Source organism: Methanobrevibacter sp., from assembly GCF_045611865.1.
Classification (GTDB): domain Archaea; phylum Methanobacteriota; class Methanobacteria; order Methanobacteriales; family Methanobacteriaceae; genus Methanocatella.
Map to the genome: position 1 here is coordinate 1 of NZ_JAZKXX010000020.1, position 17,899 is coordinate 17,899.

Consider the following 17,899-nt stretch of genomic DNA (forward strand, 5'->3'; position numbering starts at 1 on the left):
GATTTTAGAATTAGGGAAGTCTGCTTCTCTTTTTGCTCTTGCAATAATTTTTAAATTCTTAATTTCATTTTCTTTTTGACTTAAATAACCAATAATTGGACCAATACCTAATGGTTTTTTAGATGCTAAAGATTTTGAATATTCAGAAGCGTAAACATCCAATGCTTTTTCAAACACAGCAACTGAACCAGTTTCATTGTAAACCGGCATTGCATCAGTTAAAGGTTCAGCATATTTTGTTCCTTCTAAACCAGATATTACATTGGTAACATCAGGAGATTCCATTAAATCTTTAAGTTTCCATTCACGTAATTGGTATCCTTCTTCTAATATATAAGGAGCAATATCATCATAATCAAGACCATCTTGCTTAGCCCTTATAATTAGTTTAAGATTAGCTACATCAACTTGAGTTCCAACATATGAATATAAGATTTGTCTATTTTCATCAGCGGGAACGTCAGAAGAACGTAATAATTTGCCTAAATAATATTTATCTAAAGCAGATTCTAAAGGAAGAACCATATTAGTATCTTCATATTGTGGAAGAGCATCTTCTAAAACAGTAGCATATTCAGTACCATCTAAACTAGTGACAATGTCAGTTACACTTTCAGAATCAGCTAATGAATTTAATTCTGAATATAATGAACCACAAGGAATTAATAATTCTCTTGTTTCATCAGGTGAAAGACCAACATCCTTAGCAGTTAAAAGACTTTTAATGTTATCAATATCTGTTTTTTTAGACATTATAACAAAAGGATCTTTTACTTCCTTAGGAGCTAATCTTGCAACAAAGTCATAAGTATTAGCACGTTCAACATCTAATGCTTTATCAAGAGGATATTCGTCTAAAACATCAGCATACTCAGGAATACCTTTGAGATAGTTTTCAACTTCTTCAATATTGCTGGTTTCAACAATTTCAGAAATTTGTTTTTCATCAAATAATCTTCCTTTTCTAGCTCTTACTCTTGCACTTGGATTAAGATAAGGATAAATGTCCAAAATTGGTCTAGATGTAATGATTACAACGACTGCACCTACAATAAGAATTGCTATAATACAAAATACAAGAAATGTTTCTTGTGTAAGTCCAACAGAACTTATTAAGGTAGCAATTTCATCTGCCATATATTTATCCTCCTAATTATTTAAATAAAATTTCAGCAACTTCACTACGTAAGATACTTTTAAATCTATCTAATCTAGCTTCAATTGTGTTATTTACTTCAATATCTCCATTACTTGTTTTTAGAATAGCTCCACCCATAGCGTCTATAGGTTCACCGAGTTCAAAAGTAATGTCCTCAATTTTGAAAGTAGAGACATCTGAAATTTGACTTTTTATATCGTTTGTGTCTCTTTCATTTAATTGAATAATTAAATCTTTACTGCCGATTTCATCTGCAGCTTCTTTAATCATTATACTTAATGAATCTTTGTATTCTTCATCACCGGAAGCAGCTTTAGCTTTTAACTCATCAGTAGCTTTTGCAAAAGCGGCTTCGATAACTTCTTCTTTTGCGCCTAATTCTGCTCTACGAGCATTCATCTTAGCTTCAGAGATAATTTGCTGATATCTCATATCAGATTGTTTTTTACCGTTATCTTGTATTTTAAGTTTTTCGGCTTCAGCAGTTTTTTCAGCTTTTGCGGTTATTGCTGAAACTTCTGCATTAGCTTCTTGAATGATTACATCAGCTTTCTCTTGGGCTTCAGACATAATGCTTGAAACAATTTTATCTGTGCCTGAGCTCATATAAATTGCCTCCTTAACCTAAGATTCCACCGAATACCATAAGTAAAATAGCAATCAAGAAACCGTAAATAGCTTGTGTCTCTGGTAATGCAGAGAAGATAATACCACGAGCAAACATATCATTGTCTTCTACAATAGCTCCAACAGAGGATGCTGCTGCCATACCTTGTCCCATACCGGAACCTAAACCAGCGAAACCAATGGATGCACCTACACCAATAGCTACAATACCTGCTTCGGTAGGTAATCCTTGTCCTCCACCTAATAAACCGGAGAATACTAATAATAAGATTGCAACCAAGAACCCGTAAATAGCCTGAGTTTCTGGTAATGCAGAGAAAATAATACCTCTTGCAAACATATCGTTATCTTCTGCAACTGCACCTACAGATCCAGCAGCTGCCATACCTTGCCCTAAACCGGAACCTAAACCGGCAAAACCAATTGCTACTCCAGCACCAATAGCTGCTAAAGCAGTACCTAAAGCAATTTCTACCATATTTAATTCACCTTTGAAATAATATTGATTTTTTATTTTTAATTTAAGATATAAATGAAAAATTTTTAATTTTTAAGTTTTGTAAATGTTCTTTTTGCTTTGAAAGCTTCGAATTTACCTTTACCTTCTTCAAAGAATTGTGCGAAGAACTCTACATAGTTAAGACGTAAAGCGTTAATAAATGCACCTAACACTTGGAAAGCGAAGTTTGCTATATGACCGAATATGAATACAATTATTGCAAGTACAATTCCTGCAAATGGAATCATATCATTGACCATTACTGATAAAATGTTAACAGTCATAGCAATACCACCAGTAGCTAAACATAATGCTAAGAGACGAGCAAAGGATAAAACATCTCCCATGAAACCGAAGATATCCATTAATCCAAATGCGCCATTAGCCCAAATTAAAATTCCAATAGCTGCAATTAATAAAACTCCACCTAATGCTATACCAATCATACCGATTGCAGGCATCATGTATCCTACTGCAAGTAAGGCAATACCAGCTTCAAAAATAAACCAACAAATTTGAGAACCTAAAGCCTCTTTCTTCCTTCCGTATCTTAAGTTGTTAATAGCACCTATTATGAATCCTATATTTACATATAATAAACCAATAGCAATAGCTATTATTAAAATAGCTTCAGGATGTTTAAATGCTTCAACTGGACCATATACGGTTGGCAAACGGAACCCAGCAATTCTTTCTGGGAAGTCCCCAATACAACCATTGGTTATCAAACCCAGTATAACGGCCCACAGACCAGACCAGATTAAAATCCAACCAAATGAATGCATGGATTCTTTAACTTTTCCAAGTCCTCTTAATAATACAACACCAATAGCGGCTACAACTAAACCATAAGCTGCATCGGTTAAACAGAAACCGAAGAAGAATGGGAATGTGATTGCAACAAATATTGTTGGATCTATAGCGTTGTAACGTACTGGAGAGTACATATCTACAAGATATTCGAAAGGTTTTGAATACCATCCGTTTTGTTGTAAAACTGGAACATTTTCATCATCAGTACCTTCAACCTCTATTGTTTCAAAGGCACAATGTCCATCAGAACTTTTTTCAACTAATTGTTCTACTTTTTCGGTGTCTTTTACAGGCACCCATGCTTCAAGTACATAAGCATCTTTAGTTTGAACAAATGATGAAAGAATTTCGTTCTTTTCTTTTTCATTTTCTAATTGTTCTTTGAGAGCTAATATTTCATCGTCCCATTGCTCAGCGACTGCTCTTAATTCTGATTTAACAGCAGCACGTTCTGATTCAATGGTTAATAATCTGGAATCAGCATGTGAAATGATTTGTTGAGGGGTTCCTTCAACGTCACCTATTTCAATTTTCTCAAAGTCAAATTTACGAAGTGTTGAATAAACTTCATCACTAAATTCTTTTAATGTTACTACAGCGATAATTTCTCCTTCTTTATCATCCATAGGAACAGTAAATACATCTAATTCATCAGTCAAGTTACTTAATTCATTTTTGATTTCTGAAGTAGATTCAGCATTAATCCTACCAACAGTAGTAGAAGTGTACTTTGAATCTTTTAAAAGAGCTAAATCCATGTCAAAATTAGATAAGTGCTTAGCCAAACTTTTATTAGACTTTAGTTCACTTGTTTCAGCGTCGAGTGCGGCCAGTTTTCCTTCAATAACATGTGTTTTTGACTCCACTTGCGCTAAAGTATCTTCAGCCTTTTCAATAAAGGCTTCAGTGTCTAATGATTCAACTTCTTTTTGAACAGGCAAATCTGGACTAATAAAAGACATCAATGTGTCTTTTAACCCATGGCCTTCTGATAAAGAATTTCCTAATAGTTCAGATATACCGTTTGTTTTCATTAGAAGTGAAGATAATTTACCAGTGTATGGAGTAGCTTTGGATTGGGAAACTAATTCCGCCAATTCAGGATCTTGCTGAATGCTTTCAGAAATATCACTGACTTGTACGAGTCCTGATTCGTGGAGAGCATCCACTGTAGGAGCTACATACTTATCAAGTGTAACAATTCTAATTTTACGCATTCTAGCTGTCTTGAACATATAATCTCACACTACAAAATATTTTTGACAATAATTGAAGCAGCTTCATCTACATTAGCCATAGCAGCGTCTTTTAAGGATTTAACATCCTCTGCTGACTTTGTAGCAATAGATTGAGCCTCTTCTTTAGCTTTATCTTCTGCATCAAAAACAGTATTTTTAGCTTCTTCTTCTGCTGCTTGTTTAGCTTGGGAAATAATTTCTTCAGCTTTAACTTGTGATTCAGCAACTAAATCTTTTGATTGAGCTTCTGAATCAACAATAAGTTGTTCAGCATCTGATTCAGCTTTTTTTATCATTGCGATTGCGTCTGATATCTCTGCCATAATTAATCACCATGGTACACTTATTTTTGTTGAGCAATATATATATCTTTTACTATTTAATATTGATTTAAATAGGTAAAATTGAAAATAAATTAAAAAAAAGTATTTAAATGATAAAATTTACATGAAAATAAGTAAGAAAAAAAAGAATAAAAGAAAAATAGCTTATCTATAAAACCATTTCAATATACTAGGTGGCAGTTTCTGCAAATACGCAAGGATTGCTATTGCAATAATGATAAGGCCTACAAGAGCTAATTCTAAGTTGTACGGATAGTCCACTATCATATACCCACTAACACAAATTATAATTCCTTCAAAAAAGAAAACTGCTTTAGCCCAACTTGGATTGTATAAGATTACGAAATATGCAACGGCTATTAAAATAAGTATAATTGCAGTAGCTATAACATTATTTGTTAATGGTTCATGCCTTATAATTGGCATAATTGCTAAAACAATCAACATTAAAGCCAATAATACACCTAATAATTTAAACATTTTAATATTTGCCATAATAACACTTAATTTTTAATTTTAACTTCATACTATTTATATTATTTCATCTAGATTAATATACATGGACAGAGCAGTTTGGATAATATTAAACAAAAACTTTTCAATCACATTAGATGGAGAAATAAAAAATAATAGAGTTACAGATAAAAAATTCTCACCTGGCGAAGACATTTGGACAGATGAACTTCCACGACTAGGATTTAGCAATGAAAATATTCAAAAAGATTATGATGATTTTTTAGAAGACATCATTTCATTATTTAGTGAACCTGGTGCTGATAAAGTCTTCATTGATGCAAAAATAGGTGAAGAATCCGAATATCTAAATAGTAAAAACCCACTATTAGTTAGAAAAATAGAAGAATATAGTGTAGATGAAATTATAGAATAGCATTGGCTTTCTTTAGTATTTCATCCATATCACTGAATTCTAAAGCTTGACCATCTTCCCCAACTTTCTTTGTTGTTATCAGCACATGTGGTGAGGCCCATAGATAGGAATATGAGAAATAAACCACATTTATAAAGATAAATAATGCACTAACTGACAATGCCAATAATAATGAGACTACGTGTATCAAAGGATTTCCAAAACGTCTTTTTCTCATTAATATGAAGTCATTTTCTTGTTCTATAATTTTAAATTTTTTTTGAGATAATTTATCGGCTGTTTTTTCCATTGCCTTTGAATTATCTGCACTTAATATGAAAAGTTCCATTTTAATCCATATATACAACAAATTCGTCTAATTCTTTTCTTGGAGTGTCACGAGGTTCTGCATTTCCATAACCTAATGGAGTAAATAAAACTGCCTCTTCATTTTCATCCAAGTTTAAAAATTGATGAGCTTTATTTTTCTTAAATGCTCCAATATAACATGTTCCAAGACCCACATCAGTTGCTGCAAGAATAATATGATCCATTACGATAGTTGCATCAATATCTGCAATGTTTTTACCATCCCACGGTCTTGTCCATGCTTTATCTCTTAAGGCTACAACGCACAATACATATGGAGCTTCAACAAACCAGCTTGCACCATAAATTTCAGACAATTCATCTTTGTGTTTTTTGGTGTCAATTACAAAAACTTTAAATGGCTGGTAATTAACGCCTGTAGGAGCAATTGTAGCTGCTTTTAAGACATATTCTAGTTTTTCTTGTTCTACTTCTTTATCTAAGTATCCTCGAACACTGTATCTTTCTGTAATAACATCAATAAATTCCATTTTCATCCCTCATAGATTACATCATCTAAATCACAAAATCTTCTAAATTCTTCTTCATCCATTTTTTCTTCATGAATATGAGCAATAATACCCGGCATTCTACCAATGATAAACACACCTAAACCCAAATCAGGAGTAAATCCCAAATCAGATAAAATAGCCGCATTTGCACCATCAACATTAAGTCTGATATGCTTCCTTTCACAAACTAAATCCTCAATAGCTAATGCTAATTTAATATGAGGTCCAATAAATCCCTGATTAATTGCAAGTTCCATTAATTTTTCGGCTCTTGGATCAACATTATGATACCTGTGACCAAAACCCGGTACTTTTTTACCTTTAATGATATATTCCTCATAAATTTCAATAGCTAAACCTGCAATCTGCTTATTATCAATTGTAGCATCATCAATTAAATGAATGGAGTTAATTTTAGATTGGTACAATTCCATTGTTTTTTCAATAGCGCCTGCATGTTTATGTCCAAACGACAATAATGCTCCTGCAGCTGCAGAGTTTATGGGTGAGCCTGATGAAGCCACCAATCGTGCAGTTTGAGTACTTGGAGGAGTTGCTCCATGGTCACAAAAAGAAACTAATACATAATTAAATATCTTACTTTCCTTTAGGGAAGGCAATCTTCCTTTTAAAAGCAAGAACACCATATCACTGTATCTGATTTTTTCAATCAAATCTCTTTGATTATATCCTCTTGTGACAATCTTATCTGTTTCTACACGAGTAATAGTTGTTTTTAAAGAATGAGGATTTAATCTAAAATTATTGTCTTGCATAATTTAACCTTTAAATTTGAATACTTATAATATTATTGTTGAAATTCTTGGCTCAACAAAACAAGATGGCCTAACAGAAACAATCCTAACACCACTTGCCCTCTGATTTCCAATATTTACATAACTTCCTAAAACCGTAGTTTTTCCACCCAATCCTAATGGTCCGATATTTGATTGATTTAATTTATTTGTAACATACTTCTCATAGACATTCTGATTATCCAAATTTCCGTAAACAATTGATTTTAAAAGAAATGAAGTTGCCTCGTAGTGTGTTCTCCCAATACCAATAGCAGGAATGGAAGGGGTGCATCCTAACATATTTAAAGATTCTTTTAACCATTCACAAGCAGTATCAATAACATTTTCCATTGAACGTTTGTGATATACCCTATATGTCTTTGCCCTTATTTCTGGTCCCCCACCCTCAAGTAAAAAATGGATGTTTAATGTATCTGGACTTATATTTCTTTTATAAGTTGATTCATCATTGATATTGTCAATTAATAAAGGTGCGGGGCGAAGCATTCCTGGTTTTTCATATAAACCAATACTTTGCTCAATTCTTTCTTTTTCATCACCTTTTACTGCCATTGGCCTTGCCGGAAGATTATTTAATCCTAATTCAATTCCTTTATGAATTTGATTAATTAATTCCCCAGATATTTGTCTATCTTCACCAATTTCAATTATTACATGAGGTATTCCAGTATCATCGCATAATGGGAATTTTGTTTTGCCTGCAACTTGATAATTCTCTAAAATCTGTTCTAAAACCCATCGAGCATTTTCATTATCTTCAAGAGAAATAGCTTTTTTTAATGCCTTAAGTTTATCATCAGACAAATTAGTTGAAGCTTCAATAATAGAATTAGAAATTTGTTGTGTGATATCCATATAATCACTCAGGAATAGCCAAATCACTAGATTGTTCAGGAGATGCAATTACATCCGGACAATACTCATCAATCATTCTTTTAACTAATTTTACTTGTTTTATACGAGCAATTGCTTCTTTTTCAGTTGTATCCCAATTGTGATTTGCAGCAACAGAACCTCCTGTTTTTAAATAAACTGGAGCTGCAACTCTTATAAAATCAGGCACTTCATAATGTCTTATAAATCCTCCAGTTGATTTTGGATTTTCAGTATGTAAATCTAGTGTCATATCTGTAACATCTCGAATAGCAGCAATCATTGGAATTTGCAAGTCTCTAACGGGATTTAATGAGTTAAGTCCTTGAGACTCCAATAATTTTGCCGCCGCCGGATTTGAATGTCCCGCATGAGCGGATAGTTTAAAATGAACATTATTTGGAAGTTCGCCTTCCTGTCTCATTTGATTTAAAACCCAAAGAAGACCTTCGTCATAAAGTAAAATTCCTCTTACACCAAATTTGCAAGCCCTTTTGACATCCTCAATAGCATAAACCAGATTATCATAACCTCTAAGACGATATCCGATTCTTGATCCTTCTTTAGTGTGAACTGTAGCAGATGTATCATAAGTTGCCCTTGGACCAACTGCTAAAAATAGTTCACATCCATATGTTTTAGCCAAGTTAACCATTTCTTTAATTTCTTCATCGGTTAACATCATTATTCCTTTAGTCTGTGTGACCCTATGGATGAAAATATTATTTTTAAAAGACTCTTTTAAAAGCGCATTCATAGTTTTCGGAGTTTGAATTCCTGGAACTTCAAAACGGTACTGTCCGCCATCACCAAAACGCTTATCTGACACGTAATCTTTTGAAATTTCTTTAATACCTAATTTTTTAAGGAATTCTTTTGTGTTTTCCATAGTATCTACTCATTTAATTTACGAACAACATATTTCATTGTATAATCTTCAATGGAATCAATTACAGATAAATTTTTAATGTCATATTGAGGATTTAGAGATTTGAATTTATCAATTAGTTCTCTTAACTGGAATGGATTTTCAAAGTCCCCTTTTGGAAGGAAAGTGATATTTTGGAATATTCCATTTCTAAAGTTTTTATCTAATTTAATAACAACATTTGAAGGTCTTTTATCAGGATATAATTCATTTAATTTCTCATCTGAAATTAAAATCATTTTATTTGCAAGATTTTTAATACTATTTACCTTATCCACTGTGGAATAGTTATCCAAAAGACCATATTCGATTAATTGATTAATATCATCTATGCCGACTTCACCTACTACAAGAGCTATTGCAACAGCATAAGGCAAACTTTGTTTTAACTCTTCTATATTTTTAGGTCTGAAATTATTATGTTCAGCTGCAACAGCATAAGTTTTAACAGCTATATTTTCAATGTGATCGTATTCTTCACCAATACTTGCTTTAAGTTTCAAAGCTGTGTCTATTGAAGAGTGCAGGTGTCTGCAAAATGGATATTTTTTAAAGTAAATGTCACGTACCCTGACTTTTCCGATGTCTTTTAATGCGCTTTCAAATGAAAAATCACTGACATCCTGAGTTTCATTGTTAAGAACCATGGCTTTCAAAAAGCCTTCATCACCTTCAAAAATAGTTCCACTACCTGTAAAACCATTTCTTGCTAAAAATGCAGATAAAATCCCATTATATGCTGCTTTTCCTGCATGTAGGACTTTACCCATAGATCCTCCATGATCAGATTCTAAAAGTCCTGCAGCTTGAGTTCCGCATAATCCCAATGCATTTAATATTTGGTTTTCATCAAGTTTTAGTAATTTTGATGCGACAACGCCAGCAATAAATGTGCCTATTGTTCCTGTTGTGTGAAATCCTTTATTTCTATGTTCCGGATTTACAATTTGGCCAAGTAAAATTCCAACTTCATAACCTACAATAACTCCTTCTAAGAATTCCTTTCCACTTAAATCAAAAGCTTCTGAAATTGCAAGAGCAGTAGGAAATATTACTGCACCCAAATGAATTTGAGCACCCCTATGACCATCATCCAGTTCTAAAACATGAGCCGAAATAGCATTAACAAAAGCAGCGCTTAAAATATCGGTTTTAATATCATTGCCTATGATAGATGATTTTAGATTAAAATTAAATTTTGCTGAAAATATTTCTCCAACGGTGTTTAAAGCAATCTGAGGAGCATTTTCTCCACTACCCCTATAAGTTACCCCATAAAAGTCAAGAAGAGCTGCTTTTACAGTAGCTATTGACTCTACAGTTGCCTGTTCATAGCGATAGTTAGAAATAAATTTAGAAATATTTTGTAAAAACATAAAACACCTAAAATAATATTTGTAAAAAGTAGTATTAAAATTATTAAGTTATTTTAAAAATCAATTTTTCAAAAAGAAAAATTAAGCCGCTGGAACACCTGTTAGGACAAGTACAATATGCGCTACAATAGCTGCACCATAATAAGTTGCTGCAATAACTAATACTGTTATAACAATTGCTCTCCAACCTAAAGCTTTAAATTCATCCCAACTTTTACCCATACCAATACCAACATAAGCTAAGAATACTGTAACAATTGATAAAAGCTCCACTTTAGATACATAGTATAAGACAAAATCTGAAGTTGGCATTCCCGGAAATGCTAAAACAATACCCAATATACTTATGTATAGAATTGAAGAAATGTTAAAAGGAAGTTCTCTTTCCAACCAAACACCTATAAGTGTTATAATGGATAAAATAGCCATTCCAACCAAAGAATCAGTCATTGGATGTTTATAACCTAAATAATTACCAATTACAGTAATGACTGAAAAGATGAATAATAATAAAATCCAATTCATAATACCATGAACAGAAACATTTTCAGATCCATCAATTAAATCAGGCATCTAATCATCCTCCTTTTCAGGCACAATTGCCTCCCTTCCAATTTTAGGTTCCAACCAATTATAAATTTTTTCTGTTAATGGAAGTGCGAGGAATATTACTATGTAAATTCCTACACAGAATGATAATAAATTACTGAACCCTGCAAATGCTTCAATTTGAGATTCCAATCCTGGAAATGCCGCCAATGTAGGTCCAATAGCAGCAGCATTCATACTCGCACTACCCACACCACTTGCCATAGCATAAGCATAAGGATGCAGTGGTATGAATGATAATGAGAATGTAACAAGGAAACTAATAAATATTGTACCAATTACAGTACCTATAATAAATATTGCAAATACCCCACGAGATTCGGGAGAATTAAATCCATATTTATCTACAACAACAGCAACGTTCGGTTCACGACCAATGGAATTTGTCATACCAATGGCTTCTTTTTTAAATCCTAAAAGTAAAGCAATTGGCAGAACTAAAATAGTTGCCAAGTGTCCTATTTCCTGCAATATTAATGCAGGACCCATTTGGAAAATCAAACCTATTGATTGTCCACTAGAAACAGCCAATTTTGCAATTAACACTCCAATGAAAAGCATCATCGCCCCTTCAGCAATACGAGCTTGCTTTCTTTGAATCCATTTAATTGGTTTAATTAAATAGAACGCCAATCCCAAAATAATTGTATAAATCAAAGGCATTATAGTTATGGCCACATCTTTAGCAATAGGTATCTTTATTGTACCAATTGATTCCGCTATAATTACTAAAATAAGAACTGTGCCATGTAATCTGTAATCTCTCCAAGGGTTTTTCTTTAAAATACGCTTATCGGTTTTTTCCCTATAGATATGCTCAACCTGACCATCCTTGTCCTTATCTGGAATAATAACAAACCCCTGCGAAATTTTATATAAATAATAACATGTTGATTTATAATAATAATTTCTTAAAACATGGTATATAAATTAATAGCATTTAACTTTAAAAAATTCACCAAATGAGAATAAAAAATAGTAATAATTTTCACAAAATATGAATAAAATAGCTAAATATCCATACGACAGAGAGGTTTAGAAAGATGCCTTCTTGCAGAAACAGGAGTTTCATAAAACTGAGAATTCTTTAGATTCCTTTTAATTTTTACAGGTACTTTCTCACTTGAAGATATCTTATTTCCACACTTTTTACATTTAAACCCTTTATCCTTGCCTGCAGAGGTCATCCTTTTACCACATTCACAAACCGGATTTTGATATTCAACATCATTTAGCTTTATAACCTGGAATTTCTCAATATTAAATGTATTCTGCTCACCAATTCCACCATAAACTTTAATGACATCCCCAGGACGTAAATGAGAGACTATCTTTCTAAAGTTTTTAGTTGGTTCATATGCACCGCATTCGATTTCACCAGATTCATCGAAAATGTAAAAGAACATGTGCCCCCCATCAATAATTGTAGGCTTGTTTTTTACCTCAGCAATAACTTCATAACAACCATATTGTTTCATAGAAGCTATATCAGAAGCCTTTTGAATATGCATGTCAGTATGCTGATTTGTCTTGAAAATACACCAATCGACAATGGGTTCTGAAACCTCAACAATATCTTTTGCTTTTTTCAATGCTTCAGGCTCATTGGATCTAATACCATATAAAACGGGACATGGAGTTTTAGGTTCAATAGCAATATAACCTTCCGAATAGTCTATATTTTCAAAAGTATCAGGAAATGTCTCCCCATCCATTCTATAAACAGATTCATAATCAATTTTCCTTTTTGTCCCATAGTTTTCAGAGCTTCTATATGCAAGTAACTCATAGGTACAGTCACTTAAAGGCAGACTAATAGCTGCAATAGACCCGATAATTCCCCTTCCTTTTTTGAACTTATGAATCTCACAACCAACTGATTTTCCAAATTCTTCAGCCTCATCAATTGAAATAAACTCGTAAATTGCTCTGAAAGCATAATCCTCCATTGATTTTGTGATTTTGCCATCATAAAACACGACTCCTGGATTTGTATTATCACAATCAAACATTGACAACCTTTCAACTTCAGCTAATACGATTTCTTTAGCCAAACTAGCCTTATCATCATTAAGAATTTTAAAGCTAACTCCACCATTTCCGCGAGTTTTAAAACGAGCAAAAGGATTTAAACGAATCAATCTAGGATAACCTTGTAATTTTATCCCATTATCTTCAAATTTATTTATAATTTGGCTTGCCAAATATGTTGTACACATTCCATCGGGAGAATCGGTATCATCTATTCCAATATATAAAAAATTAATTATAATCACCTTTAAACAAAAGTATATTTGATGTTAAAACAATATATAGTTTAGACAGTAGAGGTAGTTTAAATGTTAACTCGAGGAAACTTGTTACAACAAATTGAAAATTTATTAAAATCTCAAGGTTTTAAAACCTCCGACATTTATGATCAAGGTTCATTTGATTTGGTAGCAAGGAAAAACCTGTTGATTTTACTTCTAAAAACTTTTTTAAATATTGATAGTATTAACGAACATAATGCTCATGAGATGAAGCAGTTGGCAAATATATTTCTTGCATCACCGATAATAATTGGTGAAAAATCAAGAAATGGACTCCTGGAAGAAGGAGTAATCTATGAGAGATATGAAATCCCGACTATCAGTATTGACACATTTAAAAATATGATTCTATATAATGAATATCCTGAAATTCTTGCTGACCGTGGCGGATATTTTGTTAAAATTGACGGTAATGTTATAAAACAATACAGAGAAGAATATTCAATGTCACTTAAAGATTTAGCCAATCTAGCACACGTTTCAAGAGCTACAATGTACAAATATGAAAATGGAATTGTCAGAGCCAATACAGAAACTGCAATGATTTTAGAAGAAATCTTAAATACAAAAGTAACCCTCGATATTGACTTATTAAAACAACCGCAAAAAGATGATATTGAATATAGTAATGATGTTAACGACTTATCAAAACTAGGATATGGCGTTTTATCAACAAACAAAAGTCCATTTGATGCAGTAGCTAAAATGAAAACTTCTGATAAACATTCCCCATTAATGGCCAATGTTGAAAAAAATAGAACTGAAAAAACCTTAAAAAGAATGGCAGTTCCATTAAAAGATTTGTCAATGGTTACAACATCAGAACCTGTTTTTATAATCAACAATGATAAGATTAAAGAATCAATAGGGACAATCCCTGTAATCAAATCTTGGGAATTGAAAGAATTTGAAAATTCAAAAGAATTACTGAAAATGATTAAAGAAAGAAAAGAAAACTAATGTGGTATTATGGAAAACTTACAGATTACAGATATGGAAAACTATCCAATTAAATGGGTTTGCAACTTTAAAGGTCAAAGAGCTATTGGAATATGTGGAAAAACACAAAAAATAGCTATGTTTGCATCTGATGAGAGAGTATCTAGAATTCTTGACGATATTGTAATCGGAACTGATGAAACTCAAGAAGGATACGGTTGTGAAGAAAAGGATAGATGCTGTAATTTTGAATGTGAATACTGCGAGATTTCACCTAGACAATATCTGCAGATTACAGGTAAAAAACCGTCAAATAAAAATATAACTGATTTGATTAACGGGTTAGCTGATTTAAATATGTCTCTTGAAGCTGATGGTCATGTTCCTTTTGATGAATACGAAGTTGTTAAACTTTAATATTCTTTTAAAAGGCTAAAATCTTCGTTAGCTTCCTCAACTTTTGCAACCCCTATTGAAATGGCATCAATATAATCTAAATCTTTTAAAAATGTGAATGCTTCTTTTGGCTTTAAAACACCTGCAGCCAAAACTCTAGTGGCTATTATTTTTTTATTTAAACTTAAAACCCTATCAACAAATTCTTGTCTTTGAGAAGCATTGAATGCATTTATATCCATCATATAAGAAAGAGAATTGAATGGAATCATATAAAAATCGAATAAATCCATATCTAAATTGTTAGGAAGTAAATTTGTTGTTTTTGATGGAAATGAAGTAATAATACCTGAAAGAGAACCAGTATCGTTAATTGCAGACAAAATCTTTGAAGTTAATTTCCAGTCATACCCATCAACAATAAACTCATCAACAAGCATCAATGGACAATCATAGCTTGAAAATAACTCAATATCTCCATCCCAATCCACTTCTTTTGCAACTTCATAATTTGGATTCAAATAATCAACATCACTTTTACCAATAGTTGCAATTACTTTCATCTCACATCCTGCATCGACTGCAAGATCATAAGCTTTAATCAAATTAAAATCATTAACTAAGTTAATGGCCCTAACCCCCTGATTATAAGCTTCCTGAATAACTTCAGAGGTATATTGAGGATTATTATATAAATCATCAAGGTATAATCTGGATCTGTGACCATAGTAAAGTTCTGCCATGAATGGACCATAACCTAAAATTGTTTGTGGTATAACTTTATCTTTATATTTTAAATCCTCAAAAAACATATTATCATTATTCTTTTTCAACTACAACAGCAGTTCCATAAACTAAGATTTCTTGCATTACATTAGAGATTTCATTTGAGTCAAATCTAATAGCTACAATTCCGTTTGCACCTAAATCTCTAGCGTGCTCCATTACTCTTTCTAATGCTTCATCACGAGATTCTTCCATCATTTTTACATATTGTCTGATTTCACCACCGAAAAGAGATTTAACACCCGCACCAATTTGTCCACCGGCACCTCTACTTCTTACAGTTAAACCATAAACGAAACCTTTGGTTTCTACAATTTTGTAACCTGGAATATCATTTGCTGTTGAAATTGGAAATACATCTACTGATACCATATTTATCACCTAATTTTTTAAAGTTCAGATTACTAAACTTCAATAAGGTTTATTAACCCAATTATATAAAAATGTTTTTTAAAACCTAATTCTATTTAAATTTTAAATATAATAAAAAACATAATTTTAACTAATATTTATTATTAAATATTCTTTTTAAAATTAACAAATTATGGTGAAAAAATGAAAGTACTTATTGCAGATGCAATTAATGAAAAAGGTATTGCCAATTTAAAGGAAGTGGCTGATGTTGTTGTTGATACAGACATCACTCCGGAGGAATTAGCTAATACCATCCACGAATACAATGGAATTATTGTAAGAAGTAGAACAAAACTTACAGCAGACATAATTCAAAAAGCAGATAACTTGCAAATTATCGCAAGAGCTGGTGTTGGAGTAGACAACATTGACCTTGATGCTGCAACCGAAAAAGGTATTATGGTTGTTAATTCACCAGAATCCACTTCAGTTACTGTTGCAGAACATACAATGGGGTTAATCTTAAGCATGGCCCGTAAAATATCCATTGCTGACAAATCTGTTAAAGAAGGAAAATGGGAAAAGAAACAATTCATGGGTGTTGAACTTAGAAACAAAACCCTTGGTGTAATTGGAATGGGAAGAATCGGTTCCCAAGTAGTAAACAGATGTAAGGCATTTGGAATGGATGCAATGGCATATGATCCATACTTGCCTGAAGAAGTAGCTAAACAAATGGGTGTGGATTTAACTGATTTAGAAACAGTTCTTAAAAACTCAGACTTCATTACAATTCACGTGCCTCTCACTCCTGAAACCAAACATTCAATTTCAACTGAACAATTTGAATTAATGAAAGACACTGCATATATTGTAAACTGCGCTCGTGGTGGAATCATTGATGAAGAAGCATTATACGACGCTTTAGTCAATAATAAAATTGGTGGTGCAGCTTTAGATGTATATGAAAACGAACCACCGGCAAAAGATTCAAAATTATTCGAACTTGATAATATTGTATTAACTCCTCACATTGCAGCTTCAACTAAAGAAGCTCAAAGAGATGCGGCCATTATCGTGGCTGATGAAATTATTGAATTAACCAAAGGAAGCAATCCTAAAAATGTATTAAACATGCCACGTATTGATAACAACACATACCAAGAGTTATCTCCATACATGGAATTATGTGAAAAATTAGGGAGCTTCATCTCCCAAGCTGTAAACGGTAAAATCCAAGAAATCGAAATTATCTACAGCGGAGAATTATCTGAAATAGACAACTTAGAAATATTAACAAGAACTGTAATACAAGGTGCAGTTAATCCATTCTTAAGCTCACCAGTAAATGCAGTTAATGCAGCTCTTGTTGCAAAAGATAGAGGAATAAGCATTACTGAAGGAAGAAAAAACAATGCAAAAGGCTACGAATCATTGATTAAAGTTATTGCAAAAAGTGAAACTGATACTTTCTCAGCTGAAGGTACTCACTTACACGACGCAAGAATTTTAAAAGTAAATGATTATTGGGTCGATGTTATTCCTGAAGGACACATGTTTATTGCAAAATACGAAGATGTTCCTGGAAGCATTGGTAAAATTGGAACAAAATTAGGCGAACATAACGTCAACATTGGAATTATGCAAGTTGGAAGAGATGAAAAAGGCGGAAGAGCCATCATGGTTTTAACTTTAGATAAAGAAATTCCAAAAGATGTTATTAAAGAAATCCAAGCTTTAGACAATGTTTATGAAGCTATTGGATTAGAATTATAAATTAAAAAACAATTTTCACCATAATGTATATTGTAGAGTAAAGTTTACTAAACTTTTACTCTCACCATTTGTCTATGTTTTCACATTAATTTACTAAAATGTTCGTAAAAATAAATTTGCTATCAATTTAGCCAATAATCTTCATCACAACACATTCCTGGGCGAAATGGCCACACCACCAAAAGTCGTGTTTAATCCAGATGCAATTAATGTTTCATTTCATGAAAATATGGATTCTTTGTTGTCCAAGTAATAAACAAGCTAAGAAATACTAATTTTCCATCAAAAAATCAAGCCGATGCG

General features: G+C 32.4%; 21 protein-coding genes. 4 read left to right on the forward strand and 17 right to left on the reverse strand.

Annotated elements, in window-relative coordinates:
- The 6 genes from ACKI32_RS02010 to ACKI32_RS02035 all read right to left on the reverse strand — a co-directional run.
- Positions 1 to 1,137: V-type ATP synthase subunit C (locus tag ACKI32_RS02010; RefSeq protein WP_407413007.1), on the reverse strand; the 1,137-nt coding region annotated here is incomplete at its 3' end.
- Positions 1,138 to 1,153: 16 nt separating this feature from the next.
- Positions 1,154 to 1,765, reverse strand: a complete 612-nt coding sequence (locus tag ACKI32_RS02015) for a V-type ATP synthase subunit E (RefSeq protein WP_407413008.1) — start codon at positions 1,763 to 1,765, stop codon at positions 1,154 to 1,156.
- A 13-nt stretch (positions 1,766 to 1,778) separates the two neighbouring features.
- Positions 1,779 to 2,264 (reverse strand): V-type ATP synthase subunit K, encoded by a 486-nt coding sequence (locus ACKI32_RS02020; RefSeq protein ID WP_069573492.1) that lies wholly within the window; start codon positions 2,262 to 2,264, stop codon positions 1,779 to 1,781.
- 65 nt (positions 2,265 to 2,329) lie between these two features.
- Positions 2,330 to 4,333, reverse strand: a complete 2,004-nt coding sequence (locus ACKI32_RS02025; RefSeq protein WP_407413009.1) for a V-type ATP synthase subunit I — start codon at positions 4,331 to 4,333, stop codon at positions 2,330 to 2,332.
- Positions 4,334 to 4,344: 11 nt separating this feature from the next.
- Positions 4,345 to 4,659: a V-type ATP synthase subunit H gene (locus ACKI32_RS02030; protein ID WP_407413010.1), complete on the reverse strand. Its 315-nt coding sequence runs from the start codon at positions 4,657 to 4,659 to the stop codon at positions 4,345 to 4,347.
- A 165-nt stretch (positions 4,660 to 4,824) separates the two neighbouring features.
- Positions 4,825 to 5,175 carry a hypothetical protein gene (locus ACKI32_RS02035; RefSeq protein WP_407413011.1) on the reverse strand — a complete coding sequence of 117 codons (351 nt, stop codon included), beginning with the start codon at positions 5,173 to 5,175 and terminating at the stop codon, positions 4,825 to 4,827.
- A 64-nt stretch (positions 5,176 to 5,239) separates the two neighbouring features.
- On the opposite strand from ACKI32_RS02035, the gene ACKI32_RS02040 reads away from it, so the two are divergent.
- Positions 5,240 to 5,569 carry a hypothetical protein gene (locus ACKI32_RS02040; RefSeq protein ID WP_407413012.1) on the forward strand — a complete coding sequence of 110 codons (330 nt, stop codon included), beginning with the start codon at positions 5,240 to 5,242 and terminating at the stop codon, positions 5,567 to 5,569.
- Here ACKI32_RS02040 and ACKI32_RS02045 read toward each other — a convergent pair.
- From ACKI32_RS02045 to ACKI32_RS02085, 9 genes are all read right to left on the reverse strand, one after another.
- Positions 5,559 to 5,897, reverse strand: a complete 339-nt coding sequence (locus tag ACKI32_RS02045; protein ID WP_407413013.1) for a hypothetical protein — start codon at positions 5,895 to 5,897, stop codon at positions 5,559 to 5,561. The two genes, ACKI32_RS02040 and ACKI32_RS02045, sit on opposite strands and share 11 nt — an antisense overlap.
- A 1-nt stretch (position 5,898) precedes the next feature.
- Positions 5,899 to 6,408 carry a nitroreductase family protein gene (locus ACKI32_RS02050; RefSeq protein WP_407413014.1) on the reverse strand — a complete coding sequence of 170 codons (510 nt, stop codon included), beginning with the start codon at positions 6,406 to 6,408 and terminating at the stop codon, positions 5,899 to 5,901.
- A 2-nt stretch (positions 6,409 to 6,410) separates the two neighbouring features.
- The gene (locus ACKI32_RS02055; RefSeq protein ID WP_407413015.1) at positions 6,411 to 7,205 is read right to left on the reverse strand and encodes a citryl-CoA lyase; all 795 of its coding nucleotides are present in this window, start codon (positions 7,203 to 7,205) and stop codon (positions 6,411 to 6,413) included.
- Positions 7,206 to 7,229: 24 nt separating this feature from the next.
- A complete protein-coding gene (locus tag ACKI32_RS02060; protein ID WP_407413016.1) occupies positions 7,230 to 8,102 on the reverse strand; it encodes a fumarate hydratase in 873 nt (290 codons plus the stop codon).
- 4 nt (positions 8,103 to 8,106) lie between these two features.
- Positions 8,107 to 9,009: a peptidase gene (locus ACKI32_RS02065; protein WP_407413017.1), complete on the reverse strand. Its 903-nt coding sequence runs from the start codon at positions 9,007 to 9,009 to the stop codon at positions 8,107 to 8,109.
- Between the two features lie 5 nt (positions 9,010 to 9,014).
- Positions 9,015 to 10,424, reverse strand: a complete 1,410-nt coding sequence (locus tag ACKI32_RS02070; protein ID WP_407413018.1) for an MmgE/PrpD family protein — start codon at positions 10,422 to 10,424, stop codon at positions 9,015 to 9,017.
- Positions 10,425 to 10,505: 81 nt separating this feature from the next.
- Positions 10,506 to 10,997, reverse strand: a complete 492-nt coding sequence (locus tag ACKI32_RS02075) for a hypothetical protein (protein WP_407413019.1) — start codon at positions 10,995 to 10,997, stop codon at positions 10,506 to 10,508.
- Positions 10,998 to 11,903, reverse strand: a complete 906-nt coding sequence (locus ACKI32_RS02080) for a DUF3100 domain-containing protein (protein ID WP_407413040.1) — start codon at positions 11,901 to 11,903, stop codon at positions 10,998 to 11,000.
- A 140-nt stretch (positions 11,904 to 12,043) separates the two neighbouring features.
- Positions 12,044 to 13,309 (reverse strand): DUF1743 domain-containing protein, encoded by a 1,266-nt coding sequence (locus ACKI32_RS02085; RefSeq protein WP_407413020.1) that lies wholly within the window; start codon positions 13,307 to 13,309, stop codon positions 12,044 to 12,046.
- A 63-nt stretch (positions 13,310 to 13,372) separates the two neighbouring features.
- Here ACKI32_RS02085 and ACKI32_RS02090 point away from each other — a divergent pair, with 63 nt between their 5' ends.
- Positions 13,373 to 14,305: a transcriptional regulator gene (locus tag ACKI32_RS02090; RefSeq protein WP_407413021.1), complete on the forward strand. Its 933-nt coding sequence runs from the start codon at positions 13,373 to 13,375 to the stop codon at positions 14,303 to 14,305.
- A 9-nt stretch (positions 14,306 to 14,314) separates the two neighbouring features.
- Positions 14,315 to 14,701 (forward strand): hypothetical protein, encoded by a 387-nt coding sequence (locus ACKI32_RS02095; protein WP_407413022.1) that lies wholly within the window; start codon positions 14,315 to 14,317, stop codon positions 14,699 to 14,701.
- Here ACKI32_RS02095 and ACKI32_RS02100 read toward each other — a convergent pair.
- Together ACKI32_RS02100 and ACKI32_RS02105 are read right to left on the reverse strand one after the other, a co-directional pair.
- Entirely contained in the window at positions 14,698 to 15,492 is a 795-nt protein-coding gene (locus ACKI32_RS02100) for a hypothetical protein (RefSeq protein ID WP_407413023.1), read from the reverse strand. The two genes, ACKI32_RS02095 and ACKI32_RS02100, sit on opposite strands and share 4 nt — an antisense overlap.
- A 7-nt stretch (positions 15,493 to 15,499) precedes the next feature.
- On the reverse strand, positions 15,500 to 15,838 hold the full coding sequence (locus ACKI32_RS02105) for a heavy metal-binding domain-containing protein (protein WP_407413024.1): 339 nt from the start codon (positions 15,836 to 15,838) through the stop codon (positions 15,500 to 15,502).
- 183 nt (positions 15,839 to 16,021) lie between these two features.
- On the opposite strand from ACKI32_RS02105, the gene serA reads away from it, so the two are divergent.
- A complete protein-coding gene (gene serA, locus ACKI32_RS02110) occupies positions 16,022 to 17,596 on the forward strand; it encodes a phosphoglycerate dehydrogenase (protein ID WP_407413025.1) in 1,575 nt (524 codons plus the stop codon).
- The last annotated feature ends 303 nt before the right edge of the window (positions 17,597 to 17,899 follow it).

Coding starts and splice junctions, on each gene's coding strand:
- ACKI32_RS02105 (WP_407413024.1), bottom strand. CDS start 15,838: ATGGTATCAGTAGATGTATTTCCAATTTCAACAGCAAATGATATTCCA.
- ACKI32_RS02055 (WP_407413015.1), bottom strand. CDS start 7,205: ATGCAAGACAATAATTTTAGATTAAATCCTCATTCTTTAAAAACAACT.
- ACKI32_RS02090 (WP_407413021.1), top strand. CDS start 13,373: ATGTTAACTCGAGGAAACTTGTTACAACAAATTGAAAATTTATTAAAA.
- ACKI32_RS02015 (WP_407413008.1), bottom strand. CDS start 1,765: ATGAGCTCAGGCACAGATAAAATTGTTTCAAGCATTATGTCTGAAGCC.
- ACKI32_RS02095 (WP_407413022.1), top strand. CDS start 14,315: ATGGAAAACTTACAGATTACAGATATGGAAAACTATCCAATTAAATGG.
- ACKI32_RS02060 (WP_407413016.1), bottom strand. CDS start 8,102: ATGGATATCACACAACAAATTTCTAATTCTATTATTGAAGCTTCAACT.
- ACKI32_RS02100 (WP_407413023.1), bottom strand. CDS start 15,492: ATGTTTTTTGAGGATTTAAAATATAAAGATAAAGTTATACCACAAACA.
- ACKI32_RS02050 (WP_407413014.1), bottom strand. CDS start 6,408: ATGGAATTTATTGATGTTATTACAGAAAGATACAGTGTTCGAGGATAC.
- ACKI32_RS02020 (WP_069573492.1), bottom strand. CDS start 2,264: ATGGTAGAAATTGCTTTAGGTACTGCTTTAGCAGCTATTGGTGCTGGA.
- serA (WP_407413025.1), top strand. CDS start 16,022: ATGAAAGTACTTATTGCAGATGCAATTAATGAAAAAGGTATTGCCAAT.
- ACKI32_RS02035 (WP_407413011.1), bottom strand. CDS start 5,175: ATGGCAAATATTAAAATGTTTAAATTATTAGGTGTATTATTGGCTTTA.
- ACKI32_RS02040 (WP_407413012.1), top strand. CDS start 5,240: ATGGACAGAGCAGTTTGGATAATATTAAACAAAAACTTTTCAATCACA.
- ACKI32_RS02045 (WP_407413013.1), bottom strand. CDS start 5,897: ATGGAACTTTTCATATTAAGTGCAGATAATTCAAAGGCAATGGAAAAA.
- ACKI32_RS02075 (WP_407413019.1), bottom strand. CDS start 10,997: ATGCCTGATTTAATTGATGGATCTGAAAATGTTTCTGTTCATGGTATT.
- ACKI32_RS02065 (WP_407413017.1), bottom strand. CDS start 9,009: ATGGAAAACACAAAAGAATTCCTTAAAAAATTAGGTATTAAAGAAATT.
- ACKI32_RS02025 (WP_407413009.1), bottom strand. CDS start 4,333: ATGTTCAAGACAGCTAGAATGCGTAAAATTAGAATTGTTACACTTGAT.
- ACKI32_RS02030 (WP_407413010.1), bottom strand. CDS start 4,659: ATGGCAGAGATATCAGACGCAATCGCAATGATAAAAAAAGCTGAATCA.
- ACKI32_RS02070 (WP_407413018.1), bottom strand. CDS start 10,424: ATGTTTTTACAAAATATTTCTAAATTTATTTCTAACTATCGCTATGAA.